This window comes from Bradyrhizobium sp. LB13.1 (assembly GCF_054056815.1).
Genome location: NZ_JBSRYQ010000001.1, coordinates 7,606,967 through 7,626,129, shown reverse-complemented (window position 1 = coordinate 7,626,129; position 19,163 = coordinate 7,606,967). Strand labels below are relative to the sequence as shown.

14 protein-coding genes and 2 pseudogenes are annotated in these 19,163 nt (G+C 65.2%); 12 read left to right on the top strand and 4 right to left on the bottom strand.

Annotated elements, in window-relative coordinates; all coding sequences use genetic code 11:
• The first annotated feature begins 20 nt into the window (after positions 1-20).
• Positions 21-905, top strand: a complete 885-nt coding sequence (locus ACVWYI_RS37055; RefSeq protein WP_354104322.1) for a dihydrodipicolinate synthase family protein — start codon at positions 21-23, stop codon at positions 903-905.
• Positions 906-979: 74 nt separating this feature from the next.
• Positions 980-1,280 (top strand): annotated as a pseudogene (locus ACVWYI_RS37050) (hypothetical protein); the annotation flags it as partial.
• Here ACVWYI_RS37050 and ACVWYI_RS37045 read toward each other — a convergent pair.
• Positions 1,226-1,882: a hypothetical protein gene (locus tag ACVWYI_RS37045; protein ID WP_456664442.1), complete on the bottom strand. Its 657-nt coding sequence runs from the start codon at positions 1,880-1,882 to the stop codon at positions 1,226-1,228. The pseudogene ACVWYI_RS37050 and the gene ACVWYI_RS37045 overlap by 55 nt on opposite strands.
• A 195-nt stretch (positions 1,883-2,077) precedes the next feature.
• Between ACVWYI_RS37045 and ACVWYI_RS37040 the strand changes: the two genes are divergently transcribed.
• From ACVWYI_RS37040 to ACVWYI_RS37020, 5 genes and pseudogenes are all read left to right on the top strand, one after another.
• On the top strand, positions 2,078-3,310 hold the full coding sequence (locus ACVWYI_RS37040; RefSeq protein WP_456664441.1) for a rhodanese-like domain-containing protein: 1,233 nt from the start codon (positions 2,078-2,080) through the stop codon (positions 3,308-3,310).
• A 99-nt stretch (positions 3,311-3,409) separates the two neighbouring features.
• Positions 3,410-4,654: a phosphoglycerate dehydrogenase gene (gene serA, locus ACVWYI_RS37035; protein WP_354104326.1), complete on the top strand. Its 1,245-nt coding sequence runs from the start codon at positions 3,410-3,412 to the stop codon at positions 4,652-4,654.
• Positions 4,655-4,781: 127 nt separating this feature from the next.
• Positions 4,782-5,801 (top strand): patatin-like phospholipase family protein, encoded by a 1,020-nt coding sequence (locus tag ACVWYI_RS37030; protein ID WP_247445306.1) that lies wholly within the window; start codon positions 4,782-4,784, stop codon positions 5,799-5,801.
• Positions 5,802-5,804: 3 nt separating this feature from the next.
• Positions 5,805-7,261 (top strand): annotated as a pseudogene (locus ACVWYI_RS37025) (GntP family permease).
• Positions 7,262-7,350: 89 nt separating this feature from the next.
• A complete protein-coding gene (locus ACVWYI_RS37020) occupies positions 7,351-9,012 on the top strand; it encodes a tannase/feruloyl esterase family alpha/beta hydrolase (RefSeq protein ID WP_456664440.1) in 1,662 nt (553 codons plus the stop codon).
• 33 nt (positions 9,013-9,045) lie between these two features.
• On the opposite strand, the gene ACVWYI_RS37015 is transcribed toward ACVWYI_RS37020, so the two are convergent.
• The 3 genes from ACVWYI_RS37015 to ACVWYI_RS37005 form a co-directional block, all read right to left on the bottom strand.
• On the bottom strand, positions 9,046-10,752 hold the full coding sequence (locus ACVWYI_RS37015; RefSeq protein ID WP_456664439.1) for an ATP-dependent Clp protease adaptor ClpS: 1,707 nt from the start codon (positions 10,750-10,752) through the stop codon (positions 9,046-9,048).
• Positions 10,753-10,859: 107 nt separating this feature from the next.
• Positions 10,860-12,473, bottom strand: coding sequence for a DHA2 family efflux MFS transporter permease subunit (locus tag ACVWYI_RS37010; protein ID WP_256467558.1), 1,614 nt, complete (start codon positions 12,471-12,473; stop codon positions 10,860-10,862).
• The gene (locus ACVWYI_RS37005) at positions 12,421-13,668 is read right to left on the bottom strand and encodes an HlyD family secretion protein (RefSeq protein ID WP_247351379.1); all 1,248 of its coding nucleotides are present in this window, start codon (positions 13,666-13,668) and stop codon (positions 12,421-12,423) included. Before ACVWYI_RS37005 ends, ACVWYI_RS37010 begins: the two co-directional genes overlap by 53 nt.
• A gap of 142 nt (positions 13,669-13,810) precedes the next feature.
• On the opposite strand from ACVWYI_RS37005, the gene ACVWYI_RS37000 reads away from it, so the two are divergent.
• The 5 genes from ACVWYI_RS37000 to ACVWYI_RS36980 all read left to right on the top strand — a co-directional run bounded on the left by ACVWYI_RS37000 (position 13,811) and on the right by ACVWYI_RS36980 (position 18,970).
• The gene (locus ACVWYI_RS37000) at positions 13,811-14,419 is read left to right on the top strand and encodes a TetR/AcrR family transcriptional regulator (RefSeq protein WP_345946905.1); all 609 of its coding nucleotides are present in this window, start codon (positions 13,811-13,813) and stop codon (positions 14,417-14,419) included.
• A gap of 44 nt (positions 14,420-14,463) precedes the next feature.
• Positions 14,464-14,904, top strand: coding sequence for a MarR family winged helix-turn-helix transcriptional regulator (locus tag ACVWYI_RS36995; protein ID WP_456664438.1), 441 nt, complete (start codon positions 14,464-14,466; stop codon positions 14,902-14,904).
• An 11-nt stretch (positions 14,905-14,915) separates the two neighbouring features.
• Positions 14,916-15,701, top strand: a complete 786-nt coding sequence (locus ACVWYI_RS36990) for an enoyl-CoA hydratase (RefSeq protein ID WP_456647886.1) — start codon at positions 14,916-14,918, stop codon at positions 15,699-15,701.
• Between the two features lie 121 nt (positions 15,702-15,822).
• Positions 15,823-17,904, top strand: coding sequence for a methyl-accepting chemotaxis protein (locus tag ACVWYI_RS36985; protein WP_456664437.1), 2,082 nt, complete (start codon positions 15,823-15,825; stop codon positions 17,902-17,904).
• Positions 17,905-18,028: 124 nt separating this feature from the next.
• Entirely contained in the window at positions 18,029-18,970 is a 942-nt protein-coding gene (locus ACVWYI_RS36980) for a dihydrodipicolinate synthase family protein (RefSeq protein WP_456664436.1), read from the top strand.
• Positions 18,971-19,163: the final 193 nt, after the last annotated feature.

Genomic DNA, 19,163 nt, shown 5'->3' with positions numbered 1-19,163 from the left:
CGCAGCAACAGGTGGGTGTGATGACGGAGGCAATTCGCGGGTTCTGGGTAGCGTCAGCAACGCCGCTGGCAACCGACGGCAGCGTGGACTCCGCAAAGCTCGCCGCTCACGCCAAGCAACTCTTCGGCAAGGGCGTCGATGGCGTCGTGCTGTTCGGCACCACCGGCGAGGGCACCTCCTTCAGTGTCGCCGAGCGCGTCGCGACCATCGAGGCCGTGCTCAAGGCCGGGGTGGCGCCGGAACGAATTGGAATCGGCGGCGGCTTCCCCGCGATCAGCGACAGCATCGCGCTGACGCGCGCCGTGCTCGGTCTCGGCCTGCGCCACGTGCTGCTGTTGCCGCCTTACTTCGACCGTAGCGTCAGCCCTGAAGGCATCGAAGATGCCTTTGCTGCGATCCTCGACGGCGTCGCCGACGATCGCCTGCGTGCCTACCTCTATCATATCCCGCAGATCTCGGGTGTTGCGATCCCGACCAGCGTCGCCGCGAATTTGCGCAAGCGCTACGGCAGGATGGTTGCTGGGCTGAAAGACTCCAGCGGCGACTTCAAGCAGTTCCAGGCGTTCCGTGCCGCCGCCCCCGAGCTCGCCATCACCGTCGGCAACGAGGTTGACATCACCCGCGCGATCGCCGCCGGCGGTGCCGGCACCATCTGCGGCATGGCCAACATCGCGCCGGAGCTGGTCAAGGCAATGATCGACGGCAAGGATGTCGAACCGCGCATGCAGGCCGCCGTCGACATCGTGGTGAAATCCCCATCCTTCCTCACGACGCTGAAAGCCATCCTCGCGGCACAGACGGGCGATGCGAGCTGGCTGCGCGTGCGGCCGCCGCTCCGGGCCTTGTCCGACGGCACCGCGCTCAAGCGGAAGCTCGACGAGCTGATGGTTCCCGCCATCGCGTGAGATCGCGCAAAACCGCGAGACGTTGCCGCGAATTCGCGCGCTGGCGGACCGACCCGTCCGCCGCGGTGCGTGGCCGCGAATTCCGCGTCGATGCCGTCACCGGCCAAATTCGTTTTCGCGGAACGCTACGCCGACAAGACGTTCGGCAAGAAGATCATCGCGAACTTGCGCGACATCCATCGCGGCGCATTTCTGGGCTGGCCCGGCAAGCTCGCGTTGATGCTCGCGGCTGCGCTGATGCCGCAGTTCGCGGTCACCGACGTCCTGCTCTATCTGTCGCGCCGCAGGCTGCGGCGCCCGGATGACCCGCCGTCCTCATGTCATTTCGCCTGCATGCGCCGTTCGTCGATGACGACGTCGGTGTTGATGGCGTAGACGAAGCAGCCGCCATCTCGGCCATTCCGCGCGGGATCGCTGTTACATTTCGCCAGCGCAGAGGTTTGAGCGTCCTTCAGGCTGGGATCCCCTGCCGAGATGAACAGCTTGCCCCAAGGATGGATCGCGATCGCCTTGGGCTCCATGGCCTTGTCGTAGTTCTGCACGTCAGGGCGCTGCCGCGTGATCCGCCGGATGATCGGAATCTGCGACAAGTCGTACTTACCTGCATAGTGCAGCCGCGGCATGTCTTTCGACATCAGCTCGCCCTCCACAACGATCTCCTCATTCACAGCCAGCAGAGCGCATGGCTTGCCGTAGCGCAGCTGACACGCTTCAAGCGAACGGTCGCCGGTGACAGACGCGTCTTCATGCTCGCAGGAACGAAAATAGCTTGCACCGATAAGCTCTACTGCTTGTCCCTTGTTGGACTTACAGGCGACGTAGTCCTTGATCAGCGTATCGCGAGAGGTACTCAAAGCGGGGGTTGCCGCCGCGATAATCGCAGCCATCGCTCGTTCAAATTGTGATTTTCGCTCTGCATCGGTCAATGTCGCCATCGCCATGCTTGGCAGCACGAGGAAGATTATCAGGAATTTCATGATTCTCATCGTGCGCCCCCCAGCCTGAGGCAGAACTGTAGCCCGTCTGATCCTGCAGAAAAAACGATTCTTTGTGCGGACGACTGGGATTTGCGGCATTGCCAAGCAGGGACAGTATGCCTCGATTGTGCTGGTCAATCGGGCGCCGATCGGCCAAAAACGCTCCTGTCCGAAACCCTCCATGGTTAGCCGCCCATGACGATTCCCACCGTCACCCCCGCCGATATCCGCCGCGCACTGCTGTTGCGCGAGGAGATCGCGCTGCTCGATCTCAGGCATGAGGCTGGTTTCGCCACCGGTCATCCGCTGTTCGCCGCCAACATGGCCGCGGACCGGATCGCGGTCGAAGCCGAGGTGAAGCTGCCGCGTAAAAATGTGCCGATCGTGCTCTATGATGACGGGGAAGGGCTCGTCGCGCCCGGCGCCGAACGGCTTGCCGCCCTCGGCTATACCAATATTTGTGCGCTCGACGGCGGGCTGAAGGCCTGGCGCGCTGCGGGTTATCAAGTATTCGAGGACGTCAACTCCTACTCCAAGGCCTTTGGCGAGCTGGTCGAATCGCGCAGGCACACGCCCTCGTTCAGTGCCGACGAGGTGGCAAAACTCATCGCGGACAAGGCCAACATCGCCATCCTCGACGTTCGCCGCTTCGACGAATATGCCACCATGAACATTCCGGGCTCGGTCAGCGTGCCCGGCGCGGAGCTGGTGCTGCGGGCGGGCCAGGCCGCGCCTGATGCCGAGACCACCATCATCGTCAATTGCGCCGGCCGCACCCGCTCGATCATCGGCACGCAATCGCTGATCAATGCCGGCGTGCCGAACAAGGTCCGCGCGCTGCGCAATGGCACCATCGGCTGGACCTTGGCGCGGCATACGCTCGACCACGGTGCCGACCGGCGCGGCGCGATCGGCCCATTCGAAAGCGGCCCGGCCAATGCACGCGATGTCGCCTATCGCGCCGGTGTCCGCCATATCAGCGCGCGCGAGATGGCTGCGCTTGTCGCGCAGACCGATCGCACGCTCTATCGCTTCGACGTGCGCGACGCGGAAGAATATGCCGCTGGCCATCTTCCGGGCTTTCGCCACTATCCCGGCGGCCAGCTCGTCCAGGAAACCGATATGGCGGCGCCGGTGCGCGGCGCGCACATTGTTCTGACCGACGACGAGGGCGTCCGCGCCGACATGACGGCGTCCTGGCTCGCGCAGATGGGCTGGGAGGTCCATGTGCGGGAAGGCGGCTATGACGGCGCGCTCGAAATCGGTCCGCCGCGCGTCCTGCCCAAGCCCGACCCCGCCCACCGCTACCGCCGCCCCTATGAAGGCACCGGCGTCGACGAGCGTGCGATGCAGGCCTATCTCGAATGGGAATACGGCCTGGTCGAACAACTGCGTCTTGACGGAACGCACGGGTTTTACGTGATCTGACGACCGCACCGCCATCTTCTCCCCGTATCCAAACCCTATTGTGCTGCGCATCCGCCGCGGTCTATGAGCTGCGGCAAAGCTGTGACCCACGGAGATTTCATGCCAGCCCCAGGCCAAAGCCCTGAGCGGAACGCGAAGGCGCTGCTGCTCGAAGGCGTCAACGACAGCGCCGTGGACCTGTTCAGAACTGCGGGTTTCACCAATGTCGAGCGCCTGACCAAGGCGCTGGACGGCGAAGATTTGCGGCGGGCGCTCAAGGGCGTGTCGCTGCTCGGCATCCGCTCGCGCACCCAGATCACCGATGAGGTGCTCGCGGCAACCGACCAGCTTCTCGCCGTCGGCTGCTTCAGCGTCGGCACCAACCAGGTCGATCTGCTGGCGGCGCGCAAGCGCGGCATTCCCGTGTTCAACGCGCCGTTCTCCAACACGCGCAGCGTCGCCGAGCTCGTGATCGGCGAGATCGTGATGCTGCTTCGGCGCATCTTCCCGCGCTCGGTGTCGGCGCATGAGGGCGGCTGGGACAAGTCGGCGACCGGCAGCCGCGAGGTACGCGGCCGCACCCTCGGCATTATCGGTTACGGCAATATCGGCTCGCAGCTCTCGACGCTGGCCGAGGCGATCGGCATGCGCGTGATCTATTTCGACCGCACCGACAAGCTCCGTCACGGCAACACTGAGCCGGTCGAGAAGCTGGAAGAGCTGCTGGCGCAGAGCGACGTCGTCAGCCTGCACGTGCCGGAGACGCCGGAGACATCAGGCATGATCGGCGAGAAAGAGCTGCGGGCGATGAAGCCCGGCTCCCTCCTGATCAACAACAGCCGCGGCACCGTCGTCGATCTCGAAGCGCTGGCGGCGGCTCTGCGCGACGGCCATCTCGCCGGCGCCGCCATCGACGTGTTTCCGGTCGAGCCGTCCTCGAATTCGGACCGCTTCAAGAGTCCGGTGCAGGGCCTCGGCAACGTCATCCTCACCCCGCATATCGGCGGCTCGACCGAGGAGGCGCAGGAGCGCATCGGCGGCGAGGTGGCGCGCAAGCTGGTCGATTTTTTCATCACCGGCTCGACCACGGGGGCGGTGAATTTCCCGGAGGTGCAGCTGCATTTGCGGCCCTCCGGCGCGCGCTTCAGCCACGTCCATCGCAACGTGCCGGGCATGCTGCGCCGGCTGAACGAGGTCTTCCTCCAGCGCGACATCAACATCGCCGCGCAATATCTGGAGACCGCCGGCGACCTCGGTTACGTCGTGCTCGACGCCGACCTCGGCGGCCAGGATTCAGGCGCGCTGCTGGAGCAGATCCGCGTCCTCGACGGCACGGTCGGCGCGCGGCTGGTGTTCGAGCACTAGGCTAGATCGCGGGAGGTCCCACGTTCCAGTTGCATCTCGCAGCAAAAGCTCTCTACAGTATGCCATGGTGTTCGACTACGTGTGACAAATCGCGTCGAATTTGAGTTTCAGTTGCGTGAGTGCCGCCATGGAACGGGACGCCGTACTGATCGATCTCGCGCTTCAAGGCGGCGGTTCGCACGGCGCCTTCGCCTGGGGCGTGCTCGACCGTCTCCTGGAAGAAAAGTGGCTCACCATCGCCGCGATCTCCGGGACATCCGCGGGCGCGATGAATGCGGCCGTGCTGGCGGATGGCTGGATCGCGGGTGGCGCCGAGGGCGCGCGCGACGCGCTCGAAAGATACTGGCGCCGCGTTTCGAAGGCCGCGGCCTTCAGTCCGCTCCAGCGCTCGCCGCTCGACCGGCTGATGGGGCGCTGGACGCTCGACACGTCGCCCTTCTACATCCTGACCGACCTGATGTCGCGGGTGCTGTCGCCCTACGATCTCAATCCGACCGGTTACAATCCGCTGCGCGCAGTGCTGGCCGAGAGCATCGATTTCGAGCGGCTCGCGAGCTCACCCATCAAGCTGTTCATCACCGCGACGCGGGTGCGCACTGGGCGCGGACGCATCTTCCGCAACGCGGAGATCACGGCGGATGTGTTGCTGGCATCGGCCTGCCTGCCGACCATGTTCCGGGCGGTCGAGATCGACGGCGAGCCCTATTGGGACGGCGGCTATGCCGGCAACCCGACGATCACGCCGCTGGTGCGCGAGAGCGATGCGCACGACACCATCCTGGTGCAGATCAATCCGACTGAAACGTTCGAGGAGCCGCGGACGGCTGCGGAGATTCTCAACCGTCTGAACGAGATCTCGTTCAATTCGCCGCTGATGAAGGAGCTGCGCATGATCGCGCTGCTGCGCCAGGCGGCGGACCCCGGCAGCGGCGAGGGCGCGCGCTGGGCAAAGATGCGGACCCACCGCGTCAAGAGCGACATGCTGGCGAAGTTCGGGGCGTCGTCGAAGCTCAACGCGGAATGGGAGTTCGTCTCGATGCTGCGCGCCGAGGGACGTCTGGCGGCGCAGACGTTTCTCGACGAGCACGGCGCCGATATCGGCCAGCGTTCGACCGCCGATCTCGACGTCCTCCTGGCGGAGTGCTGAGGCGTGGGTCTTCTCGGTATTCTCGTCGGGCTCGGTCTGCTCGTCCTGTTTGCCTTCCGCGGCTGGAGCGTCCTGCTGCTCGCGCCGTTCGCTGCGCTCGTCGCGGCGCTGTTCGGCGGCGAGCCGCTGCTCGCGAACCTGACCCAGATCTTCATGGTGAATGCGGCGGGGTTTCTGGCGCAGTTCTTCCCGATCTTCCTGCTCGGCGCCGTCTTCGGCAAGTTGATGGACGACAGCGGTGCGGTGAGGGCCGTGGCGGGCTTCATGGCGCAATGCCTCGGCGAGCGACGCGTGATTCTCGCGGTCGTGCTGGCCGGCGCGCTTGTCACCTATGGCGGCGTGAGCCTGTTCGTCGCGTTCTTCGTCATCGTTCCGATGGCCCAGTCGCTGTTCCGCGCGGCCGCGATTCCGCGCCGGCTGATTCCGGCCGCGATCGTGCTCGGGACGTCGACCTTCACCATGTCGGCCCTGCCGGGCACGCCGTCGATCCAGAACGCGATACCGATGCCGTTCTTCGGCACCACGCCGTTTGCCGCGCCAGGCCTCGGTATCGTCGCGTCCCTCATCATGCTCGGCGCGGGCCTGTGGTGGCTGCAGCGAGCCGAGGCTGCGGCCCGCCGTGCCGGAGAAGGTTATGGCGAGGACGTGCGGGGCGCGCGGCCGAGCACGCCGCCGATGACGAGCTGGTCCGCGAGCGCGCGACGACCGCACGCGAGTTTGATCCGGCCGAGATCCGGCACGGTCGCCGCAGCGACGGGGCTGCTCCGGTGGCGAGCGCCATCCTGCCATTGGCAGTCGTCGTGGCCGTCAATCTCGTGATGTCACTCCTGGTGTTGCCGCGGCTCGATGTGTCGTATCTGAGCGAGCAGCGCTTCGGCGGAATATCGTTGGCCGCTGTCGCCGGCGTATGGTCGGTCAGCGTCGCACTTGGCGCGGCCATCGTCGCGACCATCGTGCTGAACTGGACCCGGCTTCCCTCGTTGCGGCAGACCATGGACGCCGGCGCCAATGCATCGGTCCTGCCCGCACTCAGCGTTGCAAGCCTCGTCGGATTCGGCGCGGTCATCGCGGCGCTGCCGGCTTTCGAAACGGTGCGCGACTGGGTGCTTGCGATCGAAGGCGGTCCGCTGGTCTCGCTCGCGGTCGCGACCAATATTCTCGCTGCGCTGACCGGCTCGGCGTCGGGCGGCCTGACCATCGCGCTCGACGCTCTCGGCCCGACCTATGTCGACCTTGCCGCGCGCACCGGCGTCGACCTCTCGCTGATGCACCGCGTCGCGGTGATCGGCTCGGGGACGCTGGACATCCTGCCGCACAATGGTGCCGTGGTAAGCCTGCTCGCGATCTGTGGCCTGACCCATCGCGACAGCTATTTCGACATCGTGATGGTCGGCATCGTGACGTCGCTGCTGGCGCTGGTGGTCGTGATCGTTTTGGGCGGCGCGTTGGGATCGTTCTGAACGGAATTCTGGCATGAGCGATTGACGGAGGAGCGAAGGTTGCATTCAATGCGGCCAACTGTCGAACGCAACAGGCCGGGGTGAAAACGATGACGCGAGCGAGTGCGAAGCTGTGTGCATTGCTTGTAGGTACGGCAGCTGCGCTGGGCGCAAGCAGCGCGTCGGCAGCGACCATGGCCGAGGATGCAGACACGGTCTGCAAGGGTCTCGTCGGCGGGACCGATGCCGTGAAGATCGATTCCGCAACGTTGCAGGCGCCGTCGCAACTGGCCGTGGCCGAACGCGGCCCGACGCCGTCGGGGCGCGTCACGCCCGCCAATCCCGGCTTCTGCAAGGTGCTCGGCCATATCGATCCGACCGATACCAAGGCGCCGCCGATCAAGTTTCAGGTCAACTTACCCGTCGAATGGAACGGCCGTTCGCTGCAATATGGCGGCGGCGGCTTCAACGGCGTGCTGATCACCGGTCTGACGTTGCCGCCGGCCTACCCCTTCGACAAGCCGTCGCCGCTCGCGCGCGGCTTCGTCACCTACGGCACCGACTCCGGCCACGAGTCCAAGCCGGGCGAACCGCCGCAACTGTTCGCGCTCAACGACGAAGCCTTCGAGAATTTCGCCCATCGCGCCTACAAGAAGGTGCGCGATGCCGCCGTCGCACTGATGCAGCGCGCCTACGGCAAGAGGCCGGAGAAAATGTACTTCATGGGTTCGTCCGAAGGCGGCCGCGAAGGCCTGACGATGGCGCAGCGCTATCCCGACGACTTCGACGGCATTTTTGCCCGCGTGCCCGTCATCAATTGGGTCGGGCTGCAGCATGCCGGCACCCGTTCGGGTCTCGCGACCATGGGCGACGGCTGGATCAATCCGAAGCAGGTGAAGCTCGTGGGCGACGCCGTGCGGGCCGCTTGCGACAAGGCCGACGGCTCCGATGACGCGCTGGTGCAGGACCCCGTCGCCTGCAAGGCGGCGTTCAAGGTCGAGACCCTGCGCTGCACCAGCGGCAAGACGGGCGACCAGTGCCTCACCGACGCGCAGATCAAGGCGGTCGACACGCTGCATACGACCTACAAATTCCCGTTCGCGCTGGCCAACGGCCTCGACGATTATCCGGGCTGGGGCGTGTCGGGTGAGGACACGCCCGCGGTTGGCCCGACTGGCGGCTGGGTCGCGTGGTGGCTCGGCACGGCATCGCCCGCGCAACCGCCTGCGGCCAATAACGGCATCGCCTGGATCTACGGCGCCGGCGGGATTCAATATGTGTTCGCGCGCGATCCCAAGCTCGACGTGACGACGTACAAGCCCGAACAGCACAAGGCGCGGTTGCTCGAGGTCTCCAGCCTGATGGATTCCACCGATCCCGATCTCAGCCGCTTTCGCAGCCGCGGCGGCCGGCTGATCATGCTCGAGCACATGGCCGACTATGCGCAGAGCCCCTATGCCGGCATCCGTTATTTCGAGAGCGTCGAACGCAAGCTCGGCAATGCCGAGACGGCCGAATTCGCGCGGCTCTACACCGCGCCCGGGGTCGACCATGTCGGCTCCGGCGCGCCGGCCAATGTCGACATGCTGAGCGCGCTGGTCGACTGGGTCGAGAAGGGCAAGGCGCCCGGCGACCTCGAAGTCGCCGAGCAGAAGGTCGAAGCACCGTCGTTTGCGACGCTTCGCGCGCTGCCGCTGTGCCGCTGGCCGGCCTGGCCGCACTACAAGAGCGGCTCGGTGACGGAGGCGGCAAGCTTCACCTGCGCGCCGTGAGGTCCGGGGACGCCGACCGCGGTTGCGGCGGTCTCATCCCGCTGCCATCGCCTGTGCGCCTCCCAGCAACTGTGCATTCAGCCGCCCGCCGGAAAACAACATGTCGTCGAGCGCTTCGTCGATATCGGCGGAAATGACGGAGTTACCGCCATCGCGCGCGAGGCTCGCCTGCGCCAGCCGTCGCATCAACTCCTTGATAAAAGCGCAACTTGTACCCGCGCTGCGCCGGGCCGCCTCGGCGATAACCGCGTCGTCGAGCGGCAGTCCTCTGCCATAGAGGCGGACCAGCTTGCCGCGGCCGGTCTCATCGGGGAGCGGCACTTCGATGGCCTGATCGATCCGACCTGGACGACCGGCGAGGGCGCCCTCAAGCTGCTGGGGACGGTTGGTGGTCAGCAGGAACAGGATGTCAGCGTCCTGCTTCAAGCCGTCCATTTCGTTGAGGAGCCGGTTGAGCAGCGGTTCCTCGCAGCCGCTCATGCTCTCGCGTTGCCGTGCGATCAGGTCGACGTCTTCGATAACCACCATGGCGGGCTGCAAGAGGCGGGCAAGATTCATATAGGCGCCGAGCAGGCCGATCTGCTCGGCCGTGATGATTAGCGTCGTATGTCCGGGCAGATGGGTCGCAAGATAGCGAATGGTGTGTGTCTTGCCGGTGCCGGGCGGTCCATAGAGCAAAATGCCCTTGCGGGTCGATTGCCCGAGGTGGCGCAGCATGTCTCGCGTCCCTACGAAGTTCAATACGTTGCGATCGAGTAGTCGCAACGTCTGCTCGGGCAGGATCACCTCGTCACGCCCGACCGAGGGAAGTCTGTGCACTGTGATTCCGCGAGAACGGCCGCGATAGTCGGAATCGACATCGAGCGATAAAATTTTGCCGCGATAGGTGCGCGCGGCCTGCACTGCGTCCTCCAGTGCGGTGAAGCATTGTTGGACAAGTGCTGCTCCCGCGACCCCGGCCGGCACCATGATTTCGATCCGCACGCCGGTCTCGCGGCTATATTCCCGATGAACGGCCAGCAGCACCGCGTAGCGAAGGCCGGATGCAGAGCAAAGCCAGAGACCATTGTCGAGGCACTTGGCCGGTGCCTGCTCGCCAATGTCCACGTCGTTGTACTGAAGTGGTGCAATCGCCACCGCGAAATTATCGTTCTGCATCAGTCGGGCCATGGATACCGTTTCGTGACGATTCTCGGCGATGCCTAGCAACCGGATCGGCGAGGCGAATAGGCGGTCGATGGCAGTCTGGACGTCTGCTCGCATGTGGCCGGGAAACTGGCGGACCGTGGTTACGAGCTGGCTACGCGAGATGTCGGAGAAATGCCAATTCAAGACACCGAACGCATAGTTGAACTCTTCCTCGGGTAGTTCTTGGGATGCGGCTGCTGCAGCGAGCACGCACTCGGCGCACAGCCAGACTGTGCGGTTCGTCAAATGAACTTCCGATTTTGCGGTAGGCTGGTCGCAAAGCCCGCAGCACGGCTTCGCCGTTTCGCTCGTAATCAGGAGAGGATGGCCGGCGAAGGCGATGCGCCGCCGGGCAGACTCCAGTAGTGCGTCCGCAACGGATGGTGGATAAGGACCACAGACAGCGGTCGCGTGCTTCTCGATGCTGGCCATGACGGAGGCTGCCTCGTCCTCCGACTTGCCAAAGATACGGCGCAACAGGTCGACGAAAAACTCGCGCGGAACGTCTCCGTCGTTATGCAGGATGAGTTGAATCGGCACAATTTCGTTCATCAAATGCCCTTACACAACTTAAAATAGATAAGAACGAAAAGGGAACATAAAAAGAAGCGGCCGTCAAGCCTGATAGCTGCGACAAACTGCGAGTGATGGGCGAGGTCCTAATGCGCCGGCCCGCCAGCCGCCTTCACGCGCCGCGTCAGCAGCACCGCAATCGCGGCGAGCACCAGCACCACGCCGATCACGGCAAACGTGTCGGAATAACCCATCACCAGCGCCTGGCGCTTCACGGTCTTGCCGAGTGCGACGATGGCCTGCTCGCGCGCGGCGTTCGGATCGGGGACGCCGTGCGCCATGAAATACTCGGTCATCTGCGCGATCCGGGTGCGGACTTCCTCGCGGCCGAGCGTGACCGACTGGCCGATGATGTTGGAGTGGAATTGCTCGCGTTTGGTGATGATGGTGGCGAGCGTCGCCGTGCCGATCGCGCCGCCCAGGTTGCGGAACATGTTACTGATGCCGGAGGCCGCTGCCGCGTCCTGCGGTGCGATGCCGCCGGTCAAGACCGAGGTCAGCGGCGTCAGCACCATGGCTTGTCCCACGGCGCGCACGATGTTCGGGATCCAGAGCTGGTCGCCGGCATAGTCCGGGGACATCGCCGTGTTCATGAAGCAGCTGTAGGCGAAGATCAGAAGCCCGGTGATCGCGATATAACGCGTGTCGAAGCGCCGCATCAGTTTCGGGATCAGCGGGATCAGCACGAGTTGGGGCAGGCCGGTCCATGCCAGCACATTGCCGATCTGTTCGGCATTGTAGCCCTGCGCCTGGCCGAGATAGGCGGGCAGCATGTAGACCGAGCCGAACAACGCGAAGCCAACCATGGTCATGGCAACGGTACCGAAGCCAAAATTGCGTTGGGTCAGCAGGCGCAACCGGATCAGCGGCTTCTCGATCGTGAGCTCGATCGTGATGAACAGCGTGAGGCTGACGGCCGCGATCACCGCCAGCTTGATGATGAAGGGTGAGGAAAACCAGTCGTCCTTGTTGCCTTCCTCGAGCACGGCTTGTAGCGCCGACAGACCGATCGCCATGGTGACGATGCCGGCCCAGTCACCATCCTTCAGAAGGCCGAGCTGCATCTTCTGCCGCTCCAGCGTCAGATAGAGCGCGCTCACCATGACAGCGGTCGGGATCACGTTGACGAAGAAGATGGTGCGCCAGCCGTAGTTTTCCGTGAAATAGCCGCCGATGGTCGGACCGATCGCCGGCGCAAAGGTGACCGACAGCGCGAAGATCGCGAGCCCGACGGGCTGCTGCGGCTTCGGCAGCTTGGTCAGCACCAGCGTGAACGCCATCGGGATCAGCACGCCGCCGGCAAAGCCCTGCAAGCCGCGCATCGCGATCATCGACGGCAGATCGTGGGTGAAGGCACAGGCGACGGAGAACGCCGCAAACAGTACCGCGCTCGCCAGCATGTAGCGGCGGAACGAGAACACGCGGCTCAGATAGTCGGTCAGCGGGATCACGATGATCTCGCCGATCAGATACGACGTCGAGATCCAGGAGCCGTTGTCGGCGCCGGTGCCGATGCCGCCCTCGATGTTGAGCAGCGAGGCGTTGGTGATCTGGATGTTCAGGATCGCCATGAACGAGCCGATCATGGCGGCAAGCACCGCGATCCAGGTCGCGGCACTCGCACGGTTGGGATCGGCGACCGGGCGATCAGACGTCGCGGCCGGTGTTGCTTGCGTCGAAAGTGAGAGGCTGTTTGACATGGCACGACCCTCCGGAGACGAGCTTCGCTTTGGGCGCGGCGGCGGCATTGGCGGTCGGCGCGGTCGAACGTGTTGCGATGGTCGGGATCACGGACATGCCGGGCCGGAGCGCGATTGCGGGCCCGTGCCGGGCGTCGAGCGCGATCTTGACGGGGATACGCTGCACCACTTTGGTGAAGTTGCCGGTGGCGTTGTCGGGCGGCAGCAGCGCGAACTCCTGGCCACTTGCGGGTGCGATGGAATCGACGTGACCGTGCACGACTTGGCCCGGGAACATGTCGATCTCGATATCGACGGCTTGTCCGGATTTCACGTCGGTGAGCTGCGTCTCCTTGAAGTTGGCCACGACATAGGCGCCCTCGGCCGGCACGATCGCCATCAGCTGTGTGCCCGCCTGCACGAACTGGCCGACGCGCAAGGAGCGGTTGCCGACCACGCCTTCAATAGGCGAGACGATCGTGGTGTAGCCGAGATTGAGCTCGGCCTGGCGCTGGAGCGCGTCTGCGCGGACGGCCGCGGCCTTGGCCTGCAGGATCTCGGCCTTCAGGAGATCGACCTGCTTCAAGGCGGAGGTGAGATTGGCGATATCGCGCTGGATCGCCGCATCGGCGCCGGCGTCGCGCGCCTGCGCCTGCTGCGCGTTCTGCACGCTGCCAAAGCCCGTCGCCGCGAGATCGGTGTAGCGCTTGTTCTCCTGCTTGGCGAAAAGTTTCGCGGCATTGTCGACATCGATGGTCGCTCTCGCCGCTGCGATCACGGCCTGCTGCACGTCGAGCTGCGCTTCCTTGCTCGTCACTGTTGCATTGGCGGCAGCGACGTCGGCCTTGGCCTGGTCGAGTGCGACCTTGAAGTCGCGGTCGTCGATCCTCGCGAGTACCTGGCCGGCCTTCACATGCTCGTTATCGCCAATCAGGACGCGGTCGAGATAGCCGCTGACCTTCGGCGCGATGGTTGTGCTGTCGGCCTTCACATAGGCGTCATCGGTGGAGACAAGGAAGCGGCCGACCGTCCAATAATCGTAGCCGTACCAGCTTGCGCCGGCTAGCGCGGCAGCCGCCGCACCTGCCAGCAACAGCTTGCGAAGGTTCAGCTTTCTTGTGCGGGCGGGGGATTGCGTGGCGGGCAGAATGCCCTCCAATGCATCGCCTGGAATCACGACGGCTTCGGACTTGGACGGGTTGGTGTGCACGGTCATGGCCGGCTCCCCTGAATTAGGAAACTTGACGATTTCCAAAATAGAACTAGCTTTGGGACTGTCAATGGAATGACAGGCATCATTCAAAAGCATGGCTCAGGCAAAACCATCAAGTGAATGCCGCCCGCGCGGGCGGCCGCAATTGCGCAGCGACGAGGAGACGAAGCAGATCGTCTTCGAGGCCGCCCGCCACGCCTTCGCCGTCGACGGCTATGCCGCGACCAGTACCGAAGAGCTGGCGCGTGGCGCCGGCATCTCGACCAAGACACTCTATCGGCTGTTTCCGGGCAAGGCCGTGCTGTTCGAGGCGATGTGCGCGGACCGGCTCGAGCGGTTGCTCTCTGCCGTCGATCTCCAGGCCAGCGACGAAGTCGACATTGAAGTCGGCCTGCGCGCCGCGCTGCTGGCCTGCGCCGATCTTGCGCTCGATCCAGAGGTCGTGGCGTTGCAGCGCATGGTGCTTCAGGAATCGGCCGCTTTCCCCGAACTCGCCGCCAATTTCTACAGGAACGGCATATCGCGAACCGCCGCTGCGCTCGCGCGCTGGCTCCGAGTCCAGGTCAAGAAGAAGCTCATCGCGCTCGACGACGTCGACGAGGCCGCCGGCATGCTGATCGGCATGGTCGCATCGGCGCCGCAACGCGCGGCGATCTATGGCGGCCTGCCTCTGCCGTCACGCAAGCAGATCGAGCGTCGGGTGCAGACCTGCGCGGTTCTGTTCCTCGGCGGCTGCCGCGCAGCGGCGGCCTAGCAAGTCCTTTTGACAACTCGGTCGGCCTCGGCTATCTACTTCGCATGCGAACTAAATCGGCCGGCGCGAGGCATCATCGGCTGATCTACCTGCTGAGCGTTGCGCAGCGGCGCTTGCAGCGCTGGATGGCGGCGCAGCCTTCGAGCGAGGTGACGCCGGCGCAGGCGGGACTGCTGTTCATCCTCGGCAAGCAGGACGGCGTGCTGATGGGCGAGGCGGGCGCGGCGCTCGATCTGGGGCCCGCCGGCATTTCCGGCCTCGTCGACCGCACGGCAGCTGCAAAACTGATCGAGCGGCGCGCCGATCGCGAGGACGGGCGCGCCTGGCGCGTCTGGCTGACGCCGAAGGGCCGCACGGCGCTCGCACAGGCGAAGGCCAACGCGGCGGAGGTCAACGCGGCGTTGACGGACGGATTTACCAGCGCGGAGATCGACATCGTCACGCGCTGGCTGACGAGCATTCAAGAGAAATTTCCAAGAGAATAAAGGAGAGACCCATGACAGAGCACGTCCGGATCGAGAACAACGGCGGAATCCTCACGCTCACGTTGGCGCGCCCCGACAAGAAGAACGCGCTGACGGATGCGATGTACGGCAAGCTCGCCGATGCAATCGAATCCGCCGAGTTCGATCCGTCGGCCCGCGTGATCCTGATCCGCGGCGAGGGAGACATGTTCACCGCCGGCAACGACGTCGGAGAATTCGCCGCGGTCGCAGCGGGCAAGTCGGAAGGAAGCCGCAACGTCGTGCGCTTCATCCAGTCGCTGGCGCGCTGCACCCGGCCGCTGGTTGCCGCCGTGCAGGGCCGCGCCGTCGGCGTCGGCACCACGATGCTGCTGCATTGCGACCTCGTCGTGCTCGCCGACAACGCGCAATTGTCGACGCCCTTCGTCAGCCTGGCGCTGGTGCCGGAGGCCGCGTCCAGCCTGCTGATGCCGGCGCGCATCGGCCACGCGCGCGCCTACGAGATGTTCGCGCTCGGCGAGACGGTGCCGGCCAAATCCGCGCTGGAATGGGGGCTCGCCAACCGCGTGGTGCCGCTCGACAAGCTCGATGCCGAGGCGCTCGCGCTGGCGCAGCGTCTTGCCCGTCAGCCGGCCGGCGCGCTCACCGCCACCAAGAAGCTGATGCGCAATGGCGAAGCGCTGGTCGCGCAGATGAACGCCGAGGGCGAGCAGTTCGGACTGCGTCTGCGCACCGCCGAGGCGCGCGAGGCCTTCACCGCTTTCGCCGAGCGCCGCCCGCCCGATTTCACCAAAGTTGCTGATATCGGGGCCGCATGATGAAGATTTGTCGGGCCGGAAGCTCACGGCAATTCGATTAAAACCTTAACGAAACATTGGCATGTCGCGGGGCAAGGTGGCGCTCGAAAGATTAGGCCCCCGACCCAGGCCCCCCGACACCATGGCAATGTTCAAGAAATCGGTAAGTTCGCTCCTCCTGACATTGATGGCCCTGCTGGCTGCCGGTGCGCTGGCCTCCACGGCGATCCAGATGGTCGGGGCGTTCGGCCGCTACAGCGACAGTCTCGAAACCGCGCGGCTTGCCGCCGCCGACAAGGCGATCTTCCATGGCGTGCTGGCGCTGCGCAACAATCGCGGCGATGCGCAGAGCGCGATCCTCGGCGAGGACGACCCGCGGACAAAACTCGAGGCGGCGGAGAAGGCCGAGCAGGGCGGCTATGACGCCATCGGCGCCGCGCTCGCCACAGTCGACTTCGCCCGCCGAGACGAACTCGCTGGCACATTGAAGCAGGGCTGGAGCGACGCCGCGCCGCAATTCCAGCTGTTCTACGACGAGGCCAAGCGTCCGCGCGCCGAGCGCAAGATCGAGCGGACCAGTTCCTGGTACGATGCCGTCACCAAAGTCATCGACACGGCGAACCTCGCCTCCACCGCGGTGTCGAACCGCGCCTGGACGGACGATCCCTACATCGCGCGCATGATCCAGGTCCGCCGCTTCGCCTGGCAGGTGCGCGACCGCTATGGAATCCATTGTTCGTCCCTTCGATCCAACGTCAACAGCAGCAAGCCGCTCGACGACGCGCAGAAGCGGTCAGTGGCGCAGTGGGATGGCACGATCGCCTCCGGCTGGGCGGGCATGGGCGAGTTGCTGGCTGCGCCCGGCGTGACGGCGGAACTGGTTACGGCAGCGACGGACGCGAAGGCCAAAACCGATGGCGTCCTGAAGCAGATCGGCGAGCTCACCAAGAATTTCGACGGCAGCGGCAAGCCCGCGCTTCCCGCCTCGGAATGGAACACGCTGTGCCAGTCACCCTTCCCGTCCATCGTCGCGGTGGCGAACAAGGCGCTCGACCAGTCGATCGCGCGGGCGGAGACGGTGCAGGCCAAGGCGCTCACCAATCTCGTCGTGCAGTCGCTCGCGTTCCTGCTCGCTCTGGCGGTGACCCTGGCCGGCGTGTACGTGGTGCGCAATCGCCTGATGCGCCCGGTGCGCGCCATCCTGGACGCCATCGCCAGGATCAGCGCCCGCGACTACGCCACGCCCGTTCCGCAATCCAGACATCCCGACGAGTTCGGCACCATGGCGGCTGCGCTCGAAAGCCTGCGCGAGAGTGCGGCGACCGCGGAACGCCTGGGCCTGGAACGCGAATCGCAGCAGGCGCTCCAGCTCGCCCGCTCCGGCACCGTCGATGCGGCCTGCCGCAGCTTCGACGACACCGTGCAAGCCGTCATTCACAGCGTTGCGGCGTCGACGAAGGAACTCGATGCCACCGCGACCGACGTGCGCTCGCTGGTTTCGGAATCGAGCAGCCAGACCGCGGCGGTCTCCTCCTCCGCCGAGCAGGCCACCAACAATCTCGAGACCATCGCAGCCGCGACCGAGGAACTTTCCGCGTCCGTCGGCGAGATCTCCGCGCAGGTGCAGGCCAGCGCCCGCGAGGCCCGCGAAGCCGTGTCGCAGGCAGCACAGACCAATGCGACGGTCGAGATCCTCGATCAGACCGCTAGCCGCATCGGCGAGGTCGTGAAGATGATCAACGCCATCGCAGGGCAGACCAACCTCCTGGCGTTGAACGCCACCATCGAAGCCGCGCGTGCGGGTGAGGCCGGTCGCGGCTTCGCCGTGGTCGCCGGCGAGGTGAAGAGTCTCGCCTCGCAGACGGCGACGGCGACGGAAGAAATCTCCCGCCAGGTCGCGGAGATCCAGGGCGCGACCGGCCAGGCGGTCACTGCCATCCGCGCGATCGGAGGCGCCATCAGCGGCATCGACGAGAAGATGACGGCGATTGCCGCCGCGGTCGAACAGCAGCGCGCCGCCACCACCGAGATCTCGCGCAACTTCCAGCAGGCCGCGCAGGGAACCCGCGAGGTCACCGATACCATCGGCAGCGTCGCCAGGCTCAACCAGGAGACCGGCAATGCCGGCTCGGTGCTGTCCGAATCCGTGAAGAAGATGTCGGCCGACGCCGATCGTCTCCGCGTAGCGGTCGAGGGCTTCCTAGGTGCGGTGAAGACCGCGTAGCTTCGACAATCCTCTATCCCCACGTCGCGCAATCGGCATTGCTGCCGCTGCGCGCGGCGGGTACATCTGTGACGCTGCGCCAGCGCCGCGGCAGATGTCGAGAAGATCAGGGATGGAGAGTTCGATGCCGGTCACGCCACACCACAAGGCCCAGCGCCCTTATCGCGGCGTGTTCCCGGTTGCACCCACCATCTTCGACGAGCGCGGCGAGCTCGACCTTGACGGACAGCGCCGCTGCATCGATTTCATGATCGATGCCGGCTCGAATGGTCTGTGCATCCTCGCCAATTTTTCCGAGCAGTTCGTGCTCACGGATGCCGAGCGCGAGACCGTGATGCATGCGGTGATGGAGCATGTCGCGGGCCGCGTTCCCGTGATCGTCACCACCACGCATTTCAGCTCGGCCGTCTGCGCCGCGCGCAGCCAACAGGCCGAGGCGGCCGGTGCGGCCATGGTGATGGTCATGCCGCCCTATCACGGCGCGACCTTCCGCGTGCCCGAGAAAGGCGTCGTCGAATTCTTCAAGGTGCTGTCCGGCGCGATCGACATTCCGATCATGATCCAGGATGCGCCGGTGGCCGGCACGCCGCTGTCGGTCGAGCTGCTGGCGCGGCTGGCGCGCGATTTCGCCAACATCCGCTATTTCAAGATCGAGGTGCCCGGCGCTGCTTCCAAGCTGCGCAACCTGATCGAGGCAGGCGGCAGCGCGATCGAGGGTCCCTGGGACGGCGAGGAGGCGATCACGCTGCTCGCCGATCTCGATGCCGGCGCCACCGGCGCGATGACCGGCGGCGGCTATCCCGACGGCATCCGCCAGATCATCGATCCCTATTTCGCGGGCAAGCGCGAGGAGGCGAAAGCCGCCTACGAACGCTGGCTGCCGCTGATCAACTACGAAAACCGCCAATGCGGCCTGATCGCCTGCAAGGCGATGATGCAGGCCGGCGGCGTGATCAAGTCGGACGCAGTGCGGCATCCGTTGCAACCGTTGCATCCGGCGACACGGGCAGGGCTGCTGGAGTTGGCCAAGGAGCGCGATGCAATGGCATTGCGGTGGGGGAAGTAGCCTCCGCCGTCGTCCCGGACAAGCGCGCCCTGGCCTGATCCCGCCAGCTGCCATCTGGTTGAAGGCGTCGAATTAACGCGGTTCGCGCGGTTTCCCGCAAGCCGCCGATGACATATTGTACGCTCGCCAACCAGGCCCGCGGAGCATCTCAAGACATCGCGCAACAGCTCTTCATTATGCCGCTATTCCGAGC

Bases quoted from the DNA above. Each gene is read 5' to 3' on its own strand.
- serA (WP_354104326.1), top strand. From the start codon at position 3,410: ATGCCAGCCCCAGGCCAAAGCCCTGAGCGGAACGCGAAGGCGCTGCTG.
- ACVWYI_RS37005 (WP_247351379.1), bottom strand. From the start codon at position 13,668: ATGACCGTGCACACCAACCCGTCCAAGTCCGAAGCCGTCGTGATTCCA.
- ACVWYI_RS36985 (WP_456664437.1), top strand. From the start codon at position 15,823: ATGGCAATGTTCAAGAAATCGGTAAGTTCGCTCCTCCTGACATTGATG.
- ACVWYI_RS36990 (WP_456647886.1), top strand. From the start codon at position 14,916: ATGACAGAGCACGTCCGGATCGAGAACAACGGCGGAATCCTCACGCTC.
- ACVWYI_RS36980 (WP_456664436.1), top strand. From the start codon at position 18,029: ATGCCGGTCACGCCACACCACAAGGCCCAGCGCCCTTATCGCGGCGTG.
- ACVWYI_RS37040 (WP_456664441.1), top strand. From the start codon at position 2,078: ATGACGATTCCCACCGTCACCCCCGCCGATATCCGCCGCGCACTGCTG.
- ACVWYI_RS37020 (WP_456664440.1), top strand. From the start codon at position 7,351: ATGACGCGAGCGAGTGCGAAGCTGTGTGCATTGCTTGTAGGTACGGCA.
- ACVWYI_RS37015 (WP_456664439.1), bottom strand. From the start codon at position 10,752: ATGAACGAAATTGTGCCGATTCAACTCATCCTGCATAACGACGGAGAC.
- ACVWYI_RS36995 (WP_456664438.1), top strand. From the start codon at position 14,464: ATGCGAACTAAATCGGCCGGCGCGAGGCATCATCGGCTGATCTACCTG.
- ACVWYI_RS37055 (WP_354104322.1), top strand. From the start codon at position 21: ATGACGGAGGCAATTCGCGGGTTCTGGGTAGCGTCAGCAACGCCGCTG.
- ACVWYI_RS37010 (WP_256467558.1), bottom strand. From the start codon at position 12,473: ATGTCAAACAGCCTCTCACTTTCGACGCAAGCAACACCGGCCGCGACG.
- ACVWYI_RS37045 (WP_456664442.1), bottom strand. From the start codon at position 1,882: ATGAAATTCCTGATAATCTTCCTCGTGCTGCCAAGCATGGCGATGGCG.
- ACVWYI_RS37030 (WP_247445306.1), top strand. From the start codon at position 4,782: ATGGAACGGGACGCCGTACTGATCGATCTCGCGCTTCAAGGCGGCGGT.